Origin of the sequence: Cellulomonas soli (genome assembly GCF_013409305.1) — a bacterium.
Classification (GTDB): Bacteria; Actinomycetota; Actinomycetes; order Actinomycetales; family Cellulomonadaceae; genus Cellulomonas; species Cellulomonas soli.
This window is the reverse complement of sequence record NZ_JACBZJ010000001.1, coordinates 4,240,453-4,257,813: the sequence shown is the minus strand read 5'-3', so window position 1 is coordinate 4,257,813 and position 17,361 is coordinate 4,240,453. Positions and strand designations below refer to the sequence as shown.

General features: G+C 73.8%; 18 protein-coding genes. 15 read left to right on the top strand and 3 right to left on the bottom strand.

Annotation, left to right across the window (positions count from 1 at the left end; all coding sequences use genetic code 11):
- The 6 genes from BKA22_RS19370 to BKA22_RS19345 all read left to right on the top strand — a co-directional run.
- The coding region (locus tag BKA22_RS19370; protein WP_179561861.1) for an ABC transporter permease at window positions 1-499 on the top strand (499 nt) is incomplete at its 5' end.
- Window positions 496-1,347 carry an ABC transporter ATP-binding protein gene (locus BKA22_RS19365; RefSeq protein WP_146952209.1) on the top strand — a complete coding sequence of 284 codons (852 nt, stop codon included), beginning with the start codon at window positions 496-498 and terminating at the stop codon, window positions 1,345-1,347. The genes BKA22_RS19370 and BKA22_RS19365, both read left to right, overlap by 4 nt.
- The gene (locus tag BKA22_RS19360) at window positions 1,344-2,108 is read left to right on the top strand and encodes an ABC transporter permease (RefSeq protein ID WP_146952210.1); all 765 of its coding nucleotides are present in this window, start codon (window positions 1,344-1,346) and stop codon (window positions 2,106-2,108) included. The genes BKA22_RS19365 and BKA22_RS19360 overlap by 4 nt, the downstream gene beginning before the upstream one ends.
- Before the next feature lie 103 nt (window positions 2,109-2,211).
- Window positions 2,212-3,369, top strand: coding sequence for an ABC transporter substrate-binding protein (locus tag BKA22_RS19355; RefSeq protein ID WP_146952211.1), 1,158 nt, complete (start codon window positions 2,212-2,214; stop codon window positions 3,367-3,369).
- A gap of 95 nt (window positions 3,370-3,464) precedes the next feature.
- On the top strand, window positions 3,465-4,778 hold the full coding sequence (locus BKA22_RS19350; RefSeq protein WP_146952212.1) for an aspartate aminotransferase family protein: 1,314 nt from the start codon (window positions 3,465-3,467) through the stop codon (window positions 4,776-4,778).
- 55 nt (window positions 4,779-4,833) lie between these two features.
- Window positions 4,834-5,631, top strand: a complete 798-nt coding sequence (locus BKA22_RS19345) for an SDR family NAD(P)-dependent oxidoreductase (RefSeq protein WP_146952213.1) — start codon at window positions 4,834-4,836, stop codon at window positions 5,629-5,631.
- Window positions 5,632-5,671: 40 nt separating this feature from the next.
- On the opposite strand, the gene BKA22_RS20035 is transcribed toward BKA22_RS19345, so the two are convergent.
- The gene (locus BKA22_RS20035; protein ID WP_262926909.1) at window positions 5,672-5,836 is read right to left on the bottom strand and encodes a response regulator transcription factor; all 165 of its coding nucleotides are present in this window, start codon (window positions 5,834-5,836) and stop codon (window positions 5,672-5,674) included.
- Window positions 5,788-6,516, bottom strand: a complete 729-nt coding sequence (locus BKA22_RS19340) for a hypothetical protein (RefSeq protein ID WP_223203483.1) — start codon at window positions 6,514-6,516, stop codon at window positions 5,788-5,790. Before BKA22_RS19340 ends, BKA22_RS20035 begins: the two co-directional genes overlap by 49 nt.
- 288 nt (window positions 6,517-6,804) lie before the next feature.
- Between BKA22_RS19340 and BKA22_RS19335 the strand changes: the two genes are divergently transcribed.
- Complete coding sequence (locus BKA22_RS19335) at window positions 6,805-7,365, top strand: hypothetical protein (RefSeq protein WP_146952214.1); 561 nt, start codon at window positions 6,805-6,807, stop codon at window positions 7,363-7,365.
- Window positions 7,366-7,436: 71 nt separating this feature from the next.
- On the opposite strand, the gene BKA22_RS19330 is transcribed toward BKA22_RS19335, so the two are convergent.
- The gene (locus tag BKA22_RS19330) at window positions 7,437-8,192 is read right to left on the bottom strand and encodes a MerR family transcriptional regulator (protein WP_146952215.1); all 756 of its coding nucleotides are present in this window, start codon (window positions 8,190-8,192) and stop codon (window positions 7,437-7,439) included.
- Window positions 8,193-8,433: 241 nt separating this feature from the next.
- Here BKA22_RS19330 and BKA22_RS19325 point away from each other — a divergent pair, with 241 nt between their 5' ends.
- The 8 genes from BKA22_RS19325 (at window position 8,434) to BKA22_RS19290 (ending at window position 17,308) form a co-directional block, all read left to right on the top strand.
- On the top strand, window positions 8,434-8,955 hold the full coding sequence (locus tag BKA22_RS19325; RefSeq protein WP_146952216.1) for a phosphoribosyltransferase: 522 nt from the start codon (window positions 8,434-8,436) through the stop codon (window positions 8,953-8,955).
- A 74-nt stretch (window positions 8,956-9,029) separates the two neighbouring features.
- Window positions 9,030-9,659: a nicotinamide riboside transporter PnuC gene (pnuC, locus tag BKA22_RS19320; protein ID WP_146952217.1), complete on the top strand. Its 630-nt coding sequence runs from the start codon at window positions 9,030-9,032 to the stop codon at window positions 9,657-9,659.
- Entirely contained in the window at window positions 9,656-10,750 is a 1,095-nt protein-coding gene (locus BKA22_RS19315; RefSeq protein WP_146952218.1) for an AAA family ATPase, read from the top strand. Before pnuC ends, BKA22_RS19315 begins: the two co-directional genes overlap by 4 nt.
- Entirely contained in the window at window positions 10,747-12,381 is a 1,635-nt protein-coding gene (locus BKA22_RS19310) for a MoxR family ATPase (protein ID WP_179561860.1), read from the top strand. Before BKA22_RS19315 ends, BKA22_RS19310 begins: the two co-directional genes overlap by 4 nt.
- A complete protein-coding gene (locus BKA22_RS19305; protein ID WP_146952219.1) occupies window positions 12,378-13,385 on the top strand; it encodes a hypothetical protein in 1,008 nt (335 codons plus the stop codon). The genes BKA22_RS19310 and BKA22_RS19305 overlap by 4 nt, the downstream gene beginning before the upstream one ends.
- Window positions 13,382-15,169 carry a vWA domain-containing protein gene (locus tag BKA22_RS19300; protein ID WP_146952220.1) on the top strand — a complete coding sequence of 596 codons (1,788 nt, stop codon included), beginning with the start codon at window positions 13,382-13,384 and terminating at the stop codon, window positions 15,167-15,169. The genes BKA22_RS19305 and BKA22_RS19300 overlap by 4 nt, the downstream gene beginning before the upstream one ends.
- Window positions 15,166-15,828 (top strand): hypothetical protein, encoded by a 663-nt coding sequence (locus BKA22_RS19295; protein ID WP_146952221.1) that lies wholly within the window; start codon window positions 15,166-15,168, stop codon window positions 15,826-15,828. The genes BKA22_RS19300 and BKA22_RS19295 overlap by 4 nt, the downstream gene beginning before the upstream one ends.
- Window positions 15,815-17,308 carry a phenylacetate--CoA ligase family protein gene (locus tag BKA22_RS19290; RefSeq protein WP_146952222.1) on the top strand — a complete coding sequence of 498 codons (1,494 nt, stop codon included), beginning with the start codon at window positions 15,815-15,817 and terminating at the stop codon, window positions 17,306-17,308. Before BKA22_RS19295 ends, BKA22_RS19290 begins: the two co-directional genes overlap by 14 nt.
- The last annotated feature ends 53 nt before the right edge of the window (window positions 17,309-17,361 follow it).

The window sequence follows — 17,361 nt, the reverse complement described above, 5'->3', positions numbered from 1 at the left end:
TACCGTGCCGCTGATCGCGCTCGCACCGCTCGTGCGGTCCTGGGGCTCCAAGCTCGAGCTCGGCTTCGAGTGGATGCCGTGGATGTCGGTGGCCGTCATCGCCTCCTACCTGGCGTTCTTCCCGGTGGCCGTGGGCATGCTGCGCGGTCTGCAGTCGCCCGACACGATCCACGTCGAGCTGATGGCCGCCTACGGCGCGGGGTGGTGGTCGACCCTCGTGCGGCTGCGGCTGCCCGCCTCGGTGCCCTACCTGCTGCCCGCGATGCGTCTGGCGGCCGCGAACGCCGTGATCGGCACGGTCGTCGCCGAGGTCGCCACGGGCATGCCCGGCGGGCTCGGTCGGATGATCCTCGAGTTCGCCAACTTCGCCGCCAGCGACCCCGCCAAGCCCTGGGCCCCGATCTTCGGGGCGGTCGCGCTCGGCCTCCTGGCCGCAGGGCTCGTCGCCCTGCTCGGCCGCTCCCTGGGACGTTATCGACGAGTGGAGGTGGCTCGATGAGCGCCGCAGCAGTCAAGGTCAGCGCGGTCTCGCGGGTCTTCCGTGCGCAGGGCGGCAAGGGCAGCGAGGTGCACGCCCTCAGCGACGTCGACCTGACCGTCGCCTCGGGGGAGTTCGTCTCGCTCATCGGCCCCTCGGGCTGCGGCAAATCCACCCTGCTGCGTCTGGTCGCCGACCTGGACACCCCGACCTCGGGCAGCATCGAGGTGTTCGGCCGCGAGGCGCGGCAGGCGCGGCTCGCCCGCGACTACGGCATCGCGTTCCAGCAGGCCGGGCTCCTGCCCTGGCGCACCGTCCGGGCCAACATCGAGCTGCCGCTCGCCCTGTCCGGCACGGGCAAGGCAGGCCGGCGCGAACGGGCCGACCACCTGCTCGAGCTCGTCGGCCTGGCCGACTTCGCCGACCACCACCCCGACCAGCTCTCCGGCGGCATGCAGCAGCGTGTCGCCATCGCCCGGGCGCTGGCCGAGGAGCCGAGCCTGCTGCTCATGGACGAGCCCTTCGGTGCGCTCGACGAGATGACTCGCGAGCACCTGCAGACGCAGCTGCTGCGGATCTGCGCCGAGACCCGTGCCGCCGTCGTGTTCGTCACGCACTCGATCCCCGAGGCGGTCTTCCTCTCGGACCGGGTCGTGGTCATGTCCCCGCGACCGGGTCGGATCCGCGAGGTCGTCGAGGTCACGCTCGACAGGTCCGCGGCCGTGGGCGCCACCGCGTCGGGCCCCGCCGAGGCCGGGGACACCGGGGACGCGCTGCGCAACGACGCGGCGTTCTTCTCCTCCGTCGCCGCCGTCCGCGAGGCGCTGCACGGCGGTGCGGTCCCCGCGCGCGGGGTGGACCTGCGATGAACGGGCGCGGGCTCCTGCGGCAGGTGCTGCCGCCCGTCGTGCTGCTCGTCGCGCTCGTGGCGGGGTGGCAGGCGCTGGTCGTGCTCGGCGACGTGCCGCCGTTCGTGCTGCCCGGACCCTCGGACATCGCCGGTGAGGCCTCGACCTACGCCGGGCCGATCACCTCCGCGGCGCTGGTCACCGGGCGCAACGCGCTGCTCGGGCTGCTGCTCGGGTCCTTCCTCGCCATCCTGCTCGCGGTCCTCGCGGCAGCCTTCCGGCTCCTCGACCTGCTGGCCGCACCGGTCGTCACTGCCCTGTCCGTCGTGCCGATCGTCGCGCTCGCGCCGGTCCTGTACTCGATGTACGGCGCCAGCTCGGAGCAGGCCCGCGTGATCGTCGCGGCGCTCGCGGTCTTCGTGCCCGTGTACATCAACACGCTGCGCGGGCTCGGCCAGGTGCTGCCCGTGCACCGCGACCTCATGCGCGCGCTGGCCGCCACACCGCAGCAGGTCGCACGCACCGTCACGATCCCGACGGCCGTGCCGTTCGTGTTCACCGGTCTGCGCATGGCCTCCTCGCTCGCGGTGATCTCGGCGATCGTCGCCGAGTACTTCGGCGGGCCGCGCTCGGGCATCGGCTCGTTCATCACGACCGCCGCCGCCGGCTCCAACTACGCGCAGGCCTGGGCGTACGTCCTCGGCGGCATCGTCGTCGGCCTCCTGTTCTACGCGGTGACCGCCTTCGCGGAGCACCTCGTCACCCGCCGGAGCGGTGCATGACCCGCCCGGCCCGCACACGTCCACCCGCCAGCGCCGCCGGGTCGGTCGAGGCGAGCAGCTCCCGCTGCCCGTCGGTCAGTTCCACCAGCGAAGGGAGATGACAATGAGGACCACGAAGCGTTGGGGGGCGGCGGTGGCGGCCGGTCTGGCAGCAGGTCTGCTGCTGAGCGCCTGTGCGAGCGAGTCGGGCGCGGACGAGGCCGAGACGACCGCGAGCGAGGGCGGTTCCGGCGAGCTCACCCCGGTCAAGCTGCAGCTGCAGTGGCTGACGCAGGCCCAGTTCGCGGGCTACTACTCGGCCCTCGACCAGGGCTACTACGAGGACGAGGGCCTCGACGTCGAGATCATCCCCTCCGGTGGCGACATCGTCCCGCAGGACGCCCTCGCCGCCGGCGAGGTCGACTACGCGATCGCCTGGGTGCCCAAGGTGCTCGGCTCGATCGAGCAGGGTGCGAACATCACCGACGTGGCGCAGATCTTCGAGCGCTCCGCCACCCTCCAGGTGTCCTTCAAGGACAAGGGCATCACCTCCGCGGCCGACCTGGCGGGCAAGAAGGTCGGCTCGTGGGGCTACGGCAACGAGTGGGAGCTGTTCGCCGGGCTGAACAAGGCCGGCGTCACCGACTTCGAGCTCGTGACCCAGGCGTTCGACATGCTCGGTCTGCTCAACGGCGACATCGACGCCGCGCAGGCCATGACGTACAACGAGTACGCACAGCTGCTGGAGACGGTGAACCCGGACACCGGTGAGCTGTACACGGCCGACGACTTCAACGTCATCGACTGGAACGAGGAGGGCACGGCCATGCTCCAGGACGCCATCTGGGCGGACACGGCGCGGCTCGAGTCCGACACGGACTACCAGGACACGACGGTGAAGTTCATCAAGGCCTCCATCAAGGGCTGGGTGTACGCGCGGGACAACGCCCAGGAGGCGGCCGACATCGTCACCGCCGCCGGGTCGACCCTCGGCACGAGCCACCAGCTGTGGATGACGAACGAGGTCAACAAGCTGATCTGGCCCAGCACCACGGGCGGCATCGGCCTCGTCGACGAGGACGCGTGGGCCAACACGGTCGCGCTCGCCCTCGACACGCACAACGAGACCGGTGCGTCGATCATCACGCAGGAGCCGCCGGAGTCCGCCTACTCGACGGAGTACGTCAAGAAGGCGCTCGCCGAGCTCACGGAGGAGGGTGTCGACGTCGTCGGCGCCGACTGGGCACCGATCGACGTCACCCTCAACGAGGGCGGGAACTGATCTGAGCGCCGGTGCGGTGCGGCGCGCCTCGCGCCCGCCGCACCGCACCGGCCCGACAGTTCCCAGGTCAGCACGCACACCGAGGAGAAGGCTCCATGAGCAGCCACGAGGACGACACCACCCTGCAGCTCGACCGCGCGCACGTGTTCCACTCGTGGTCAGCGCAGGCGCACCTGAGCCCGATGGCCATCGCCGGCGGGTCCGGCAGCCACGTCTGGGACGAGTCCGGGCGGCGCTACCTCGACCTCTCCTCGCAGCTGGTCAACACGAACATCGGCCACCAGCACCCCAAGGTGGTCGCCGCGATCCAGGAGCAGGCCGCGGTCCTGACCACGATCGCGCCGGCGACGGCGAACCGGACCCGCGGCGAGGCGGCCGAGCGCATCCTCGCGCACGCCCCCGACGGGTTCTCCAAGATCTTCTTCACCAATGCGGGCGCCGACGCCAACGAGAACGCCATCCGGATGGCCCGCCTGCACACCGGTCGCGACAAGGTCGTCTCGGCGTACCGCTCCTACCACGGCAACACCGGTGCGGCCGTGGTGGCCACGGGCGACTGGCGGCGTCTGCCCAACGAGTACGCGCGCGGCCACCTGCACGTCTTCGGCCCCTACCTGTACCGCACGGAGTTCTGGGCGAGCACGCCCGAGGAGGAGTGCGAGCGCGCGCTGCACCACCTCGAGCGCATCCTGCAGGTCGAGGGCCCCGACACGGTGGCCGCGATCCTGCTCGAGACGATCCCGGGAACCGCAGGCGTGCTCGTGCCGCCGCCCGGCTACCTGCCGGGTGTGCGCGCCCTGGCGGACCGCTACGGGATCGTGCTGATCCTCGACGAGGTCATGGCCGGCTTCGGGCGCACCGGCGCATGGCTGGCCCTCGACCACTACGACGTGCGGCCCGACCTGGTCACGTTCGCCAAGGGGGTCAACTCCGGCTACGTGCCCGCGGGCGGCGTGATGATCTCCGAGCCCATCGCGAAGAGCTTCGACGACCGCGTGTTCCCCGGCGGCCTGACGTACTCCGGGCACCCCCTGGCCATGGCCGCGATCGTGGCCACGCTCGACGCGATGACCGAGGAGAAGGTCGTCGAGAACGCGGCCGCGATCGGCACCGACGTCCTCGGACCGGGCCTGGCCGCGATCGCCGAGCGCAACGCGCTCGTCGGCGAGGTGCGCGGCCTCGGGGTCTTCTGGGCCGTCGAGCTGGTCGCCGACCAGGAGTCCCGCACGCCCGTGAGCCCGGCGATCATGGGGCGCATCAAGGCCGGGATGCTCGCCCGCGACGTGCTGCCCTTCGTCGCCGACAACCGCGTGCACGTCGTCCCGCCGTGCATCGTCACGCCGGACGAGGCCGCCCTCGGGCTCGAGGTGCTCGGTACCGTGCTCGACGAGGTCGCCGCCGCCCTCTGAGGGCCCTGTCCCGGGCCTGTCCCTCTCGTCCCACCACCCGTCTGGAGAGTCCCGCATGTCCACCGCCGTCCCGCAGCAGCCCGAGCAGGTCGAGCCCTCGGCCCCGCGACCCCGCCGTGCCCTCGTCACCGGGGCCTCGTCCGGCATCGGTGCGGCCACCGTGCGGCGCCTGCGTGCCGAGGGGTGGGACGTCGTGGCCCTGGCCCGTCGGGCCGACCGGCTCGCGGCCCTCGCCGAGGAGACCGGCGCCGAGGCGTTCGTCGCCGACATCACGCTCGCCGAGGACATCGAGCGGCTCGCCGCGTACCTGGGCGCCACGGGCGGTCTGGACGCGGTCGTCAACAACGCCGGCGGTGCCCTCGGCCTGGAGCCCGTCGCCGACGCCGACCTCGAGCTGTGGCGCCGCATGTACGAGCTCAACGTGCTCGGCACGCTGCGCGTCACGCAGGCCGTGCTGCCGCTGCTGCGCGCCTCGGGTGCCGGCGACATCCTCATCGTGACCTCGACCGCGGCGCACGGCGCGTACGAGGGCGGCGCGGGCTACACCGGCGTCAAGCACGCCGAGCGCATGCTCACCCAGACGCTGCGCTGGGAGCTGGTCGGCGAGCCGTTGCGCGTCATCGAGATCTCGCCCGGCAACGTCGCGACCGAGGAGTTCTCGCTCGTGCGGTTCGACGGCGACGCCGAGAAGGCCGCCAAGGTCTACGAGGGCTACCTGCCGCTCGTCGCCGACGACATCGCCGACACCATCACCTGGACCCTGACCCGGCCCGCGCACGTCAACGTCGACCTGCTGATCGTGCGACCGCGTGCGCAGGCGCACAACACCAAGATCGCCCGCACGGGGGTCTGAGCCGCAGGACGCCGGAGGGTCTCGCGCGACGGGTGGCCGTTCACACGGTCCCGCCGCCGAGGCCCTCCGCGCGCGCCCGCACGATCAGCGCCGACCGGTCCGGCACCTCGACCTTGGTCAGCACGTTCGCCACGTGGTTGCGCACGGTCTTCGGGCTCAGGTGCAGCCGACGGGAGATCGCCGCGTTGTCGTGCCCGGCGGCCACCAGGTCGAGCACCTCGCGCTCGCGGTCGGCCGGGGGAACGGCACCCGGACGGCCGAGCGTCCGCCCAGCACGTACGCGAGTGCACGCTCGGCGACCGCCGGGCCGAGGATCATCTCGCCCGCCGCCACGGCACGCACCGCGCGTTCGACGGCGTCGGGCGGCGCCGAATTCACCAGGTACCCGCGTGCACCGGCCCGCACGGCCGCGACGACCGCGTCGTCGTCCTCGTGCATCGTCACCACGAGCACGAGCACGAGCACGAGCACGAGCACGAGCACGCGCAGGTCGGGTCGGCCGGCCAGCACGTCGCGGGTCACGTCGATGCCCGAGCCGTCGCCCAGGTCGAGGTCCATGAGCACCACCAGCAACGAGCCGACGGGAGCCTGCTGGTCGAGCCGCCGGGCCAGGCCGAGCGCGAAGACGGGCAGCAGGAGCAGGCACAGCGTCGTGGTGACGTGGAACGCGAGGTACGCGCCCTGCTTGTCGGCTGCGTCGGCGATCATCGCCTCGGGGTCGCCGGCGCTGCGCTCCCAGTCGACGGAGGCGGCCATCGAGGTCCAGATCGAGGCGAGGCCCAGGACCCCGGCGGCGACGCCGGTCCAGGCCCAGCCGCGGGCGGTCGACGACCGTGCGGGTCGGGTGGTGCGGACGGTGCTCGTCTCGAACGTGTGGCTGGTCATGCGGTGCTCCTGGTGACGGGGCCGGATCGGCCGGTCGGACTGCGACCCGGGCAGGTTCGCCGGGGGCGTCGCCCAGGCGCCAGGGCGTCGCGCCCGACCTTCCGGGCGGTGCCGCCGGGCGGGCCGGGGGCGGTGCCCGCGACCCGGGCGGGCCCCGGATTCACAGGAAGCGCGGCGTGTCTGTGCCGGACCTGTCGATTACCTGTCAATGCAGGTCAGACACCTCTTCCGGATCCGTGGCCGCCCGATGGGCCGGGCGACCGCAACACCGACAGGAAGGGAACGACCATGAGCATCGGTGCCGTCACCGGCACGACGTCGTACGCGTACCTCGCGGCGACGACCGGGTCCCAGACGTCCGGCACGGGCCGCGCCGCCGGGGTCCCCGGGCACATCGAGACCGCCGCCGAGACGCTGGGGCTGTCCACGGACGAGGTGATGTCCGCGCTCGACCAGGGCCAGACCCTGGCGGACCTCGCCGAGGCGCAGGGCGTGTCGAAGGACGACCTCGTCGCGGCGCTCGTCGCGGACGCCCCCGAGGTGATCAGCGCGACGGGGGACGTCGAGTCCTTCGTGACCTCGCTGGTCGAGGGCACGGGCCAGGGTCGCGGGCCCGCCGGACCCCCGCCGCCGCCCCCGTCAGGCGGGGCTCTGACGGGTGAGCTCACCTCCGAGCAGCAGACCACGTTCGACGCGTTGGCCGACCTGCTGGGCACCGACTCGGAGTCGCTGCTCGACGAGCTGCAGTCGGGCACGTCGCTGCTCGACATGCTCGACGACGCCGGGGTGTCCTACGAGGACCTCGCCGGCGCCGTGCAGTCCGGGCTGCTGGTCGACGTCGAGCTCTGAGGGCCGCCTGAGGGCATGACCCGTCGCGCCGGCCGGGTGGTCGTCGCGACGGGTCGCCCTTGGTCAGCCCGTCACAGCGTGCGTCCGACGTGGACGCGCAGGCTGTCGCGGACGAACGTGGCACCCGCCGTCCCGCCGTAGGTCGAGGTGAACCGGGGGTCGTCCACGTACAGGTCGGCCAGGCCGAGGACGTAGTCGCGCACCGGCGCGGAGCCGTGGCCCGGCGTGCCCGGGACCGTGGCGAGCCAGGCGACGTGCCGTGCGGCCAGGGCCTGGGCGACGTCGCCGTCCGGGGCGGCGCCGGACTGCGCGGCCGCGATCCAGTCCTGGGCGAGCGCCCCCGCACGTGCCTGCCACGCGGTCCGGCCGTCCTCGCCCAGGTCGCGCCACCAGTGGTCGCCCGCGCGGTACGCCTCGGCGCCCCAGCGTTCGGTCACCTCCTGCTCGTGGCCGGTGTGGTCGAAGCCGTCGAACATCTCCTCGGGCATCAGCGGTGCCCCTCCCTCTCGCGCGGTGATCGTCCGCTCGACGGACGCGACCTGACGGGCCAGCCGTGCCTGCTCGGCGCGCAGCTGCTGCAGGTGCCGACGCAGTGCGGTCGCCTCGTCCTGCCCGTCCTCCAGCACGTGCCGGATGGCGGGCAGCCCGAGTCCGAGGTCGCGCAGCAGCAGGATCCGCTGCAGCCGGACCAACGCGTCCTGGTCGTACCAGCGGTACCCGCCGTGCCCGACCCTGCTGGGGTGCAGCAGCCCGACGGCGTCGTAGTGGCGCAGCGTGCGGCTGGTCGTCCCGGCCATGCGGGCGACCTGCTGGATCGAAGCCTCCATGCGTGCCGCCTCCGGGTCGGTCGTCGCGTCCGCCCGGCACCCGGCAGATCACCGGGTGCAGGCGGCGGCCCATCCGATGGCTGGGCGGTCTCGACGCTAGGAGTTGACGCTACGTCAAGGTCAAGCGGGCGGCTCGACCCCTTCCTCGCAACGTCCGGCGCTGCGTCGCTCAGGCCTTCGTCGACGGCGAGGGTGAGGTGACGCTCACGCCGGAGCAACCTGCGACCCGTACCCTGCGCTCATGGCGACGACTGAGGCAGCCCCCGGCCAGCAGCTCCCCGACGACCGCGAGATCCTCGACTGGGCCCTCTTCGGCACGGCGAGCCGCGCGCTGGCCCAGGAGGTCGTCGACTCCGGGTACGAGCCCGACCTGGTCGTGGCGGTCGCCCGTGGCGGCCTGCTGCCCGGCGGTGCGATCGCCTACGCGATGGGCACCAAGGCCGTCGGCACGCTCAACGTCGAGTTCTACACGGGCGTCGACGAGCGCCTGCCCGACCCCGTCGTGCTGCCGCCCCTGCTCGACACCGACGCGCTGCACGGGCTGCGGCTGCTCGTCGTCGACGACGTGGCCGACACGGGGGAGACCCTGGCCCTGGTGCAGCGGCTGATGACCGCGCACTGCGCGGAGGCGCGCACCGCGGTGCTGTACGCCAAGTCGCACTCGATCGTGAACCCGGACTACGTGTGGCGTCGCACCGACCGGTGGATCACGTTCCCGTGGTCCGACCTGCCGCCGGTGCGGCGGCACGCGTCGGGGAAGTAGCCACCGGCGCACGCGATCGGAGGGTGTGGACCGTCCGCACGGGGCCCCGAGGAGGGCCTCTACGCTGCTCGACCGTGGACTGGATCGAGATCGTCGGCTTCGTGACGGGTGCGGCATGCGTGTGGCTGGCGGCCAGCGAGCACGTCGCGAACTTCCCCGTGGGGCTCGTCAACACCGCGCTCTTCCTCGTCCTGTTCTGGCAGACGGGGATCTACGCGAACGCCGGGCTCCAGGTCCTCTACCTCGTCCTCGGGGTGCTCGGCTGGTACTGGTGGCTGCGGGGCGGCCGGGACGGCGGCGCCCTCGTCGTGCGTCGCGCGCCCGCGCTGGCGTGGCTCGTCGGCGCGATCGGCGTCGCGGTGGGAACCGTCGGGCTGACGGTGGTCCTGGGCACCTGGACGGACTCGGCGACCCCGTTCCTGGACGCGCTCACCACGGCTACGAGCGTCGTCGCGCAGGTCATGCTCGACCGCAAGTGGATCGGCAGCTGGGTGGTGTGGATCGTCACCGACGTCCTCCTCGTCGGCTTGTTCGCAAGCCAGGGGCTCGTGCTCACGGCCGTGCTGTACGTCGTCTACCTCGGCATCTGCGTCATGGGCCTGCGGCACTGGCGCTCGGTGCTGCGCGCGCAGGAGCCGGCCCCGGCGGCTTCGAGCCCCGCGGAGCCGACCGGAGCCGAGCCCGAGCCGGCGGTCCTGGCGTGAGCGCGAGCCGCCCGTTCCGGCACGGACTGGTCATCGGGAAGTTCTACCCGCCGCACGCCGGCCACCTCGCCCTGGTCAGGGCGGCGCTGGCCCGCTGCGACCGGGTGACCGTGCAGGTCCTGGCCTCCTCGCAGGAGAGCCTGGCGCCCGAGCTGCGCGCCGCATGGCTCGCGGCCGAGCTTCCCGGCGCGCACGTGGTGCACGCCGTCGACGACGCACCCGTCGACTACGCCGACGACGGCGCCTGGGACGCCCACGTCGCGGTGATGCGATCCCTGCTCGACGCCCCGGTCGACGCCGTCCTCACCTCCGACTCCTACGGCGCCGAGCTCGCGTCCCGGCTCGGCGCGACCTGGGTGCAGGTCGACGCCGGCCGGCGCGGCACCCCGGTCTCGGGCAGCGCGGTACGCGCCGACCCGGCCGCGTACTGGTGGGCGCTGCCGGCGCCGGTACGCGCCTGGTACGTCCGCCGGGTCGTCGTCCTCGGTGCCGAGTCGACCGGGACGACCACGCTCGCCGAGGCCCTGACCGCCCACTACGGCCTGCCCGCCGTGCCCGAGTTCGGGCGCGAGTGGAGCGCGGTGCGGCCCGGCGGGCTGGAGGCGCCCTGGCACACGGCCGAGTTCGACCTGGTGGCACGCGAGCAGGCCCGCCTCGAGGACGACGCCGCGACCCGCTCACCGGTGCCCCTGCTCGTGTGCGACACCGACCCTCTGGCCACGACCCTGTGGCACGAGCGCTACGTCGGTGCCCCGTCGCCGAGCGTGCAGGCGTTCGCCGCCGGTCGCGTGCCGGACCTCTACCTGCTCACCGGGGACGAGATCCCCTTCGTGCAGGACGGGCTGCGCGACGGCGAGCACGTCCGGCACGACATGCAGGCCCGGTTCCGCGAGGTCCTGGCCGCGCAGGCGGACGCCGGCGGTGCGCCGTGGTTCGAGCTGCGCGGCTCGCACGACGAGCGCCTGCGCGCCGCGATCGAGCTCGTCGACCCCTTGAAGCGCACACCCCGCCCGCTCGCCGAGCCGATGGTGCAGCACCACGGCGACGACGTCGACGTGACCGTCCCCGCACCCGAGAGGCACTCGTCATGACCGGACCGACCGCACACGGACGAGGCCTCGGCCAGGTCTCCGTGGCGCCCACCCGCACCCCCGCACCCCGATCGCCGCAGCAGCAGCCCCAGCTCCCGCCCGAGCAGCAGCCCGAGCTGTCGCCCCAGCTGGGTGTCGAGGACCTCTTCGGCGAGCCGCGCAGCCCCGAGGTCGAGGGCCGGCTCGACGAGAAGCTGCGTCAGGCCTACTTCTGGATGGTCAACCACGCGATCATCAGCCCGCACTACGACGTGGAGTTCCACGACCCGTCGCGGCCGCGCACGGTCTTCCGGCTGGGGGACTCCAAGGCCGAGGTCGAGCTGCCCACCGACCAGTCGTACTCCTCGTTCGCGCTGCTGCCGTTGCTCACGTTCGCCGTGCGGGGCCGCTGCCTGCTCGTCGGCGGACCGGGTCGCGGCAAGACCGCCTCGGCGATCCTCATGGGCGTGCTCGCCGGCTACCCGGTCCGCGAGGTGCGGCGGGCGATGCAGCACGGGCACCCCCAGCTGACCGTGCAGGACATGTTCGGCACACCGCTGCCACGCGACCTCGTCGCCGCGGAGCGCCTGGAGGACATCGACGTGGCCTGGCGGTCCTGGCTGGGCCGGCGCGTGAAGATCGTCGACGAGTACAACCGCATCCCCACGCGGACGCAGTCCGCGCTCCTGACGGTGCTGGCCGACGGGTACGTCGAGGTCTTCGACCAGGTCTACGAGACCCGCGCGGCCGCCTGGTACCTCACGGCGAACGACGACGCGGGTGGCGGCACCTACCAGGTCGTCGACGCGTTGCGGGATCGCATCGACGTGGTCGTGAAGGCGCTGTCGTTCAACTCGCGCTTCCTGGACGACCTGGTGCTGCGTGCCGAGCGAGGCCTGCGGCCCGAGGAGAACGTGCCGGCCGCCATCGTGTTCGACGCCGACGAGCACGCCCGGCTGCACCGGCAGGTCGTCGCCGTGCCACTGCCGCAGCCCGTGCGTCGACGGCTCGAGTTCTTCGCCGCGCAGCTCGAGCTGCTCGAGCCCGCCGCCCGCCAGCTGGAGTACCGGACCAAGGACACCGCCCGGCTCGCAGGGGTCGACCCGCACGACATCGCCCTGCAGGACACCGGCCGGGACAAGCTCGCCGACATCGGCGCCCAGACGCTCAACGGGCTCTCGGTGCGGGCGCTGCAGTCGCTCATCCTCTACGCCAAGGCCATGGCCTACTTCCGGGGTGACGCGCAGGTCACGCTCGACGACCTGCGCGCCGTGCTGCCGTTCGTGCTGCACGACAAGGTGCAGCCCGACCTGGAGTCGCCGGCGTTCGACGACCCCGAGCGTGGTCCCTTGCGTACCGACCGGGTGTCCTGGCTGCGCGACCTGTTCGACACCGCGTGCCGTCAGTACGACGCCGAGGGCCTCGACACCGACGACCCGGTCGGTCAGGTGCTGGCCGAGCTCGCCGTGGGCCTGGACGACCTGCCTGAGCAGGAGGTGCGCCGCCGGCTCGCGCACATCGAGGGCCTGCTCGCCGGCTGGCAGGACGCCACCAAGCTGCACGGGCACGTGTACGAGGACGCGCTCGCGCTCAAGTACGCGCACCAGCGCTACTCCGGCTACCTGCGCTGGCTCGGGTGGGGCGGGCGGTGAGCAGCCCTGTGCGCTCCGTCGAGCGCACGTCTGCGTACGGGCGTGCGCTCGCGGCGCACAGCACGGACGTCGAGACCCTCCTGCGCTCCGCGCACGAGCGCGGCGTCGACGCCGTGCTGGTGCGGACGGCGCTCGTGGACCTCGGCCCGTTCGTCGATCCGCTCGTGGCGGAGCTGCCCGAACCGGAGGGGGGTGAGCTGGTCGTCGCGCTCGTCGCGACCGTCCTGGATCTCACGGTCGGTGCCCGGTGGCGCCCCGGTCGACCCGAGAGGCGCGTGGTCGAGGAGATCCTGGTCACGCTGCCGGCGTGGTGCGCGCACCAGCCCGCCGCGACGGTGCGGACCCTGGTCGCCGCGGCCCCTGCCGTGCAACGCGGGGCGAACCTGGACCTGTGGGCGCACCTGCTCGGCCGCGCCCCCGAGGCCACGACCGTCGAGCAGGTGCGGGACGCGGTGCTGGTCGCCGCGTGGCGCGCCGGGCTCGCCCGCTATCGCATCGCGGCGCTGGACGCCGCCGCCCGGCTGCCGGGCACCCTGGCCCGTGCCGTGCTCGCGCTGGAGCCTGACGCCGACGTCCCGGCCGTGCTCGCCGCACACCGGGCGGACCGGTGGAGCTGGCCCGGCCTGCGGGAGGAGCCCGGGGTCGTCCTGCGCGCCGGGGGCTCCCGCGTGCTCGGCGGGCCGTGGTTCGAGCGCCCGCTGGCCGTGGCGGGCGGACCCACCGGATGGGCGGTGCGGGCCGACGGTGCGGCGTGGGCGTTGGTCGTCGACGTGCACGGTCACGCGCTCGTCCCGCTCGGGAACGTCCCGCCCGCCCTCGACGAGCGGGCGCCCGTGGGCTGCTCACTGCCCGTGCCCTGGCAGGACGACGTCACCGGGCTGGTGCCCGACGGCGCGCGCGCCGGCACGGTCCTGGTCAGCCGGGCCCACTCGTACGCGGTCGACGTGGTCCGACTGGGCGACGCAGGCGCCCGGGCGCTCGCCGAGAGGGCGGTGACGGTGTGAGCGCCGTCGATCCCGCGCTGGTCGGCCGGTGGGAGCAGGCGTGGCCGCAGGCTCTGGGTGCCTGGGGCCGCACCTCACGCATGCACGCCCCGGTGCTGCACGCGGATGCGGACCTGGACGGCTCGGCACCGTCCTTCGCCTGGTACGACACGGCGACGGTCGAGGTGCACATCGACCTCGCGCAGGTCGCGCGGCTCGGGCTCGGAGACCACGCCGTCGCGATCCTCGCGCACGAGGTCGGGCACCACCTGCTCGCCCCCGCGGACAGGCGTTCCGCCGTCCGGATCGCCGCGCGGGTGCGTGCGGGTCTGGTGGACCTCGACGACCAGGTCTCGGGCGTCGCGAACCTCTGGACCGACCTGCTCATCAACGACCGGTTGCAGCGACGGGCCGGGGTGGACCTGGCCGCCGTGTGGCGCACCCTCGGGCCGCCGCACGACCCGGTGATGGCGCTCGTGCTGCGGGCGTGCGAGATCCTGTGGGGGCTGCGACGTGGCGCGCTGGCGGGTCCGGCCCCGGTCGGAGAGGACCATGCGAACCTCCTGGCCAAGCTGGTGCGTGCCTACGGTCGGGACCCGGTCGCGGGCGCCGGCGGGTTCGCGAGCCTGGTGCGCAACGCCTTCCCGGTCGAAGCCCTGACCTCCGGACGGCCGCGGACCGCGTTCCTGTGCGCGGATGCCTGCACGGGAACCGATGTCCCGTACGGCCTGGCCTCGGACGACTCGCTCGCGGCTCCGGTCGTGCACCCGGCGCTCGACCCGGCCGTGGTCGGTGCGGCGCTGCCCGACGCCCCGCAGCCGCCCGCTGACGACGCAGCGGATGCCGGGGTCTCGGGCACCGCCCCGGACACGGCCGCGAGCCCGTCGGCCGGCTCACGTGGCAACACCCTGCTTCCCGCCGAGCTCCATGCCGTGCTGGCCGCCCTGGGCTCGCGCAGCACGCTCGAGGACGTCGCGGTGGCCTGGTACCGCGAGCATGCGGCGCCGCACCTGGTCCGCTTCCCGGAGAGGGTGAGCCACCGGTCCCCGGAGCCGCTGCTCGGCGGGCTCGAGGACTGGTCGGTGGGCGAGGACCTCGGCGACATCGACTGGGTCGCCACCGTCGCGGCATCGCCCGTGGTCCTGCCCGGGCGCACGACCCGACGCCGCGAGCTCCTGGAGGACGACGCGGCCGAGCCCGAGCGTCGTCCGCTCGACCTCGACCTCTACCTGGACTCGTCCGGCTCCATGCCCGACCCGAAGCGGCACCGGTCGGCCGTGGCCCTGGGCGGTGCGGTTCTCGCGCTGTCGGCGTTGCGGGCGGGTGCGTGGGTGCAGGCGACGACCTGGAGCGGTCCGCAGCAGATCGCCGGCACCGACGGGTTCACCCGCGACGCGACGGTGGTGCTCAGAGCGATCGTGGCGCACTTCGGCGGCGGGACGTCGTTCCCGCTCGGTCTCCTGGCGCGGACGCACCTCGGCGGTGACGGCAGGCGGCCGACCCGGCGTGGACCGACCCACCTGGCGGTGGTCTCGGACGACGGGGTCAGCACCATGTTCACCGCGTGGGACCCGGCCGAGAAGCAGGTCGTCGACCTGCCGCTGGCCGCACGGGCCCTCGAGGCGGCGGAGGGTGGCGGCACGCTGCTCCTCGACGTGCCGCGCGCGTCGGTCGCCGGGTTCGAGCAGATGGCCCCGGGGTTCGACGTGCACGATGTCCGCACCGAGGACGACCTGGTGGCGTTCGCGCGGGCGTTCGCCCGTCGCACCTGGGGATCGCGCACGTCGGCAGGAGGAGCACGATGACGTCGAACCGGCTGCCGCCGTCGGTGATCGAGGGCCCGAGCCTGACCGGTCCCGAGCTGGCGGTGCTCCTGCACCTGTTGGCCGCGGCGACGTCCGACGTCCTCGACCCGGGCCTGCACGTCCCGGCGCTCGTCGCCGACGTCGCGCTGCTCCTGGACGGCAGCGTGCTCCAGCGCCCGACCCTCGAGGCGCTGGACGAGGACCTGGGGCCGAGCGACTCGACGACGGCGCCCGCCGACCCGCGCGTCTCTCGCCTCGCGCTCGCGGCGCTGGTGTGCTGGCTCGCGGCGGACCCCCAGGTGCATCGGCACCCCGGTGTCGTGGCGGCCGCAGGTCGCGCAGGTGGCGCCGCGGCATGGTTCGTGGGGGTGCTCGCGCAGGTGCCGCGCGCCCTGGCCGGGCTGCGCCCGTCCGCGGCCTGGGTGGGTGACGCAGAAGGACGCGAGGAGCTGGCACGTGCGTTCCTGGCCTCGGGCGGGCTCCTTCCGGCCGGCGAGGACGACGAGCTGGCGTCCGACCGCTGGTTCGCCGTGAGCAGCGTGCACCAGAGGCACCTGGTCGCTGCGCTGGCGCAGGAGCAGCGGCAGGCCGAGGAGCTGGCCCGCCGGCTCGCCGAGCAGCGGGCCAAGGAGGCGGCAGCGCAGTATGCGAACTACTGAGGGCGACGGCACGCCCCCTGCCGTCGTGCCCGACCCGGTGCTCTCGGAGTACGCGGCGATGGGTGCGGCCGTGCTGGGCGACGACGAACGCTGGCCCACCCTCGGTCCGGACGGTCTGGCGCGCGTCGCGGCCGCGAGGGCGCACCCGCACGCGCCCGTGTGGGTGCACGCGACCGGCGACCGGTTGCGGCCGGACGACCACGAGGCGCTGCGGGCGTTCGCGGCCCGGCTGGCGGCGGCCGACGCGGCCCCCGGCGCGCAGCCGACCTGGATCGACGACCTCGTCGCCCGCGCCCACGCCGAGGTGCCCCGCTACCGACGGTCCGTGCGGGAGGGCCGGACCGGCCCCGACACCCCGCTGTCGGACCTGCCCACGGTGACGCGTCGTGACCTCGTCGAGGATCTCGCGGCGCACGTGCCGGTCGGTGTCCCGCTCGACCGGGTGCTCGAGGGCACCAGCTCGGGCAGCACGGGCGCGGCCCTGCGGATCCCGTTGCACCCGGTGGTGATCGCGGCCGACGTCGTCCTGCTGCGGCATGTGCTCGCGGGACTCGGGGTGCCTTGGGTCCCGGATCCTGGCCGCCTCGTGCTCGCGAACGTGGTGGAGCAACGAGCGGCGTTCACCTACGCCTCGGCGGTGACCGCGTTCGACCCGGGTGGCCTCGGACCCGTCCCGGTCATGGCACGGCTCAATCTCGACGACGCGGCGTGGCGCCGTCCCGGTGATCGCGAGCGCTACCTCGCCGACGTGGACCCGCAGGTGCTGAGCACGTCGACGCTGCCGCTCCTGCGGCTGCTGGATCTCGCCGAGGCGGGGCTGGAGCTGCACCCGGTGGCCGTCGTCAACGGCGCGACCGAGCTGTCGTCGGCGGTGCGCGAGGCCGTCGGCGGGCGATGGGGCGTGCCGGTCGTCGACCTGTACGGGCTGCGGGAGACGGGGGCGGTGGCGGTGTCCTGCGACGGCCGAGGTCACGTGGTCGTGCCGCGACGCGTCCATGTGGAGATCCTCGACGCGACGGGCTCGCCCGTCGCTGACGGCGTGCGCGGAGAGGTGGTGGTCACGGTCGACGAGAACCCGTACCTGCCGCTCCTGCGCTACCGCACGGGCGATCACGCGGCGGTGGTCCGGGACGGGCGCGGGGTGGTGCTGGTCGGTCTGGAGGGTCGGGCCGCTGTCCGCTTCCGGGCGGCGGACGGCTCGTGGCGTCCGTCGATCGACGCGACGCAGCTGCTGCAGGGCCATGGGCTGAGCGCGTGGCACCTGCGGCAGGACGCGGGTGGCGGGGTGCGGCTGGCCGCGTGGGCGCCGGGCGGTGCGGCATCGCGGGACGCCGCAGTTCGCGCGGCCTTGGACTCCCTGGGTTCGTGGCTCGGGCGGGTCGTGACGCACGACCTCGACGGGTCGACACCCGAGCTGCGGACCGGGCCGCAGGGCGGGCGCTGGTTCACCTGCGAGCTGCCCGTCCGGGGGGACGCCTGAGCTGTGCCGTGTCCGGACGAGCCGGCCCGGAACTCCGGCGGGACCGGACCACG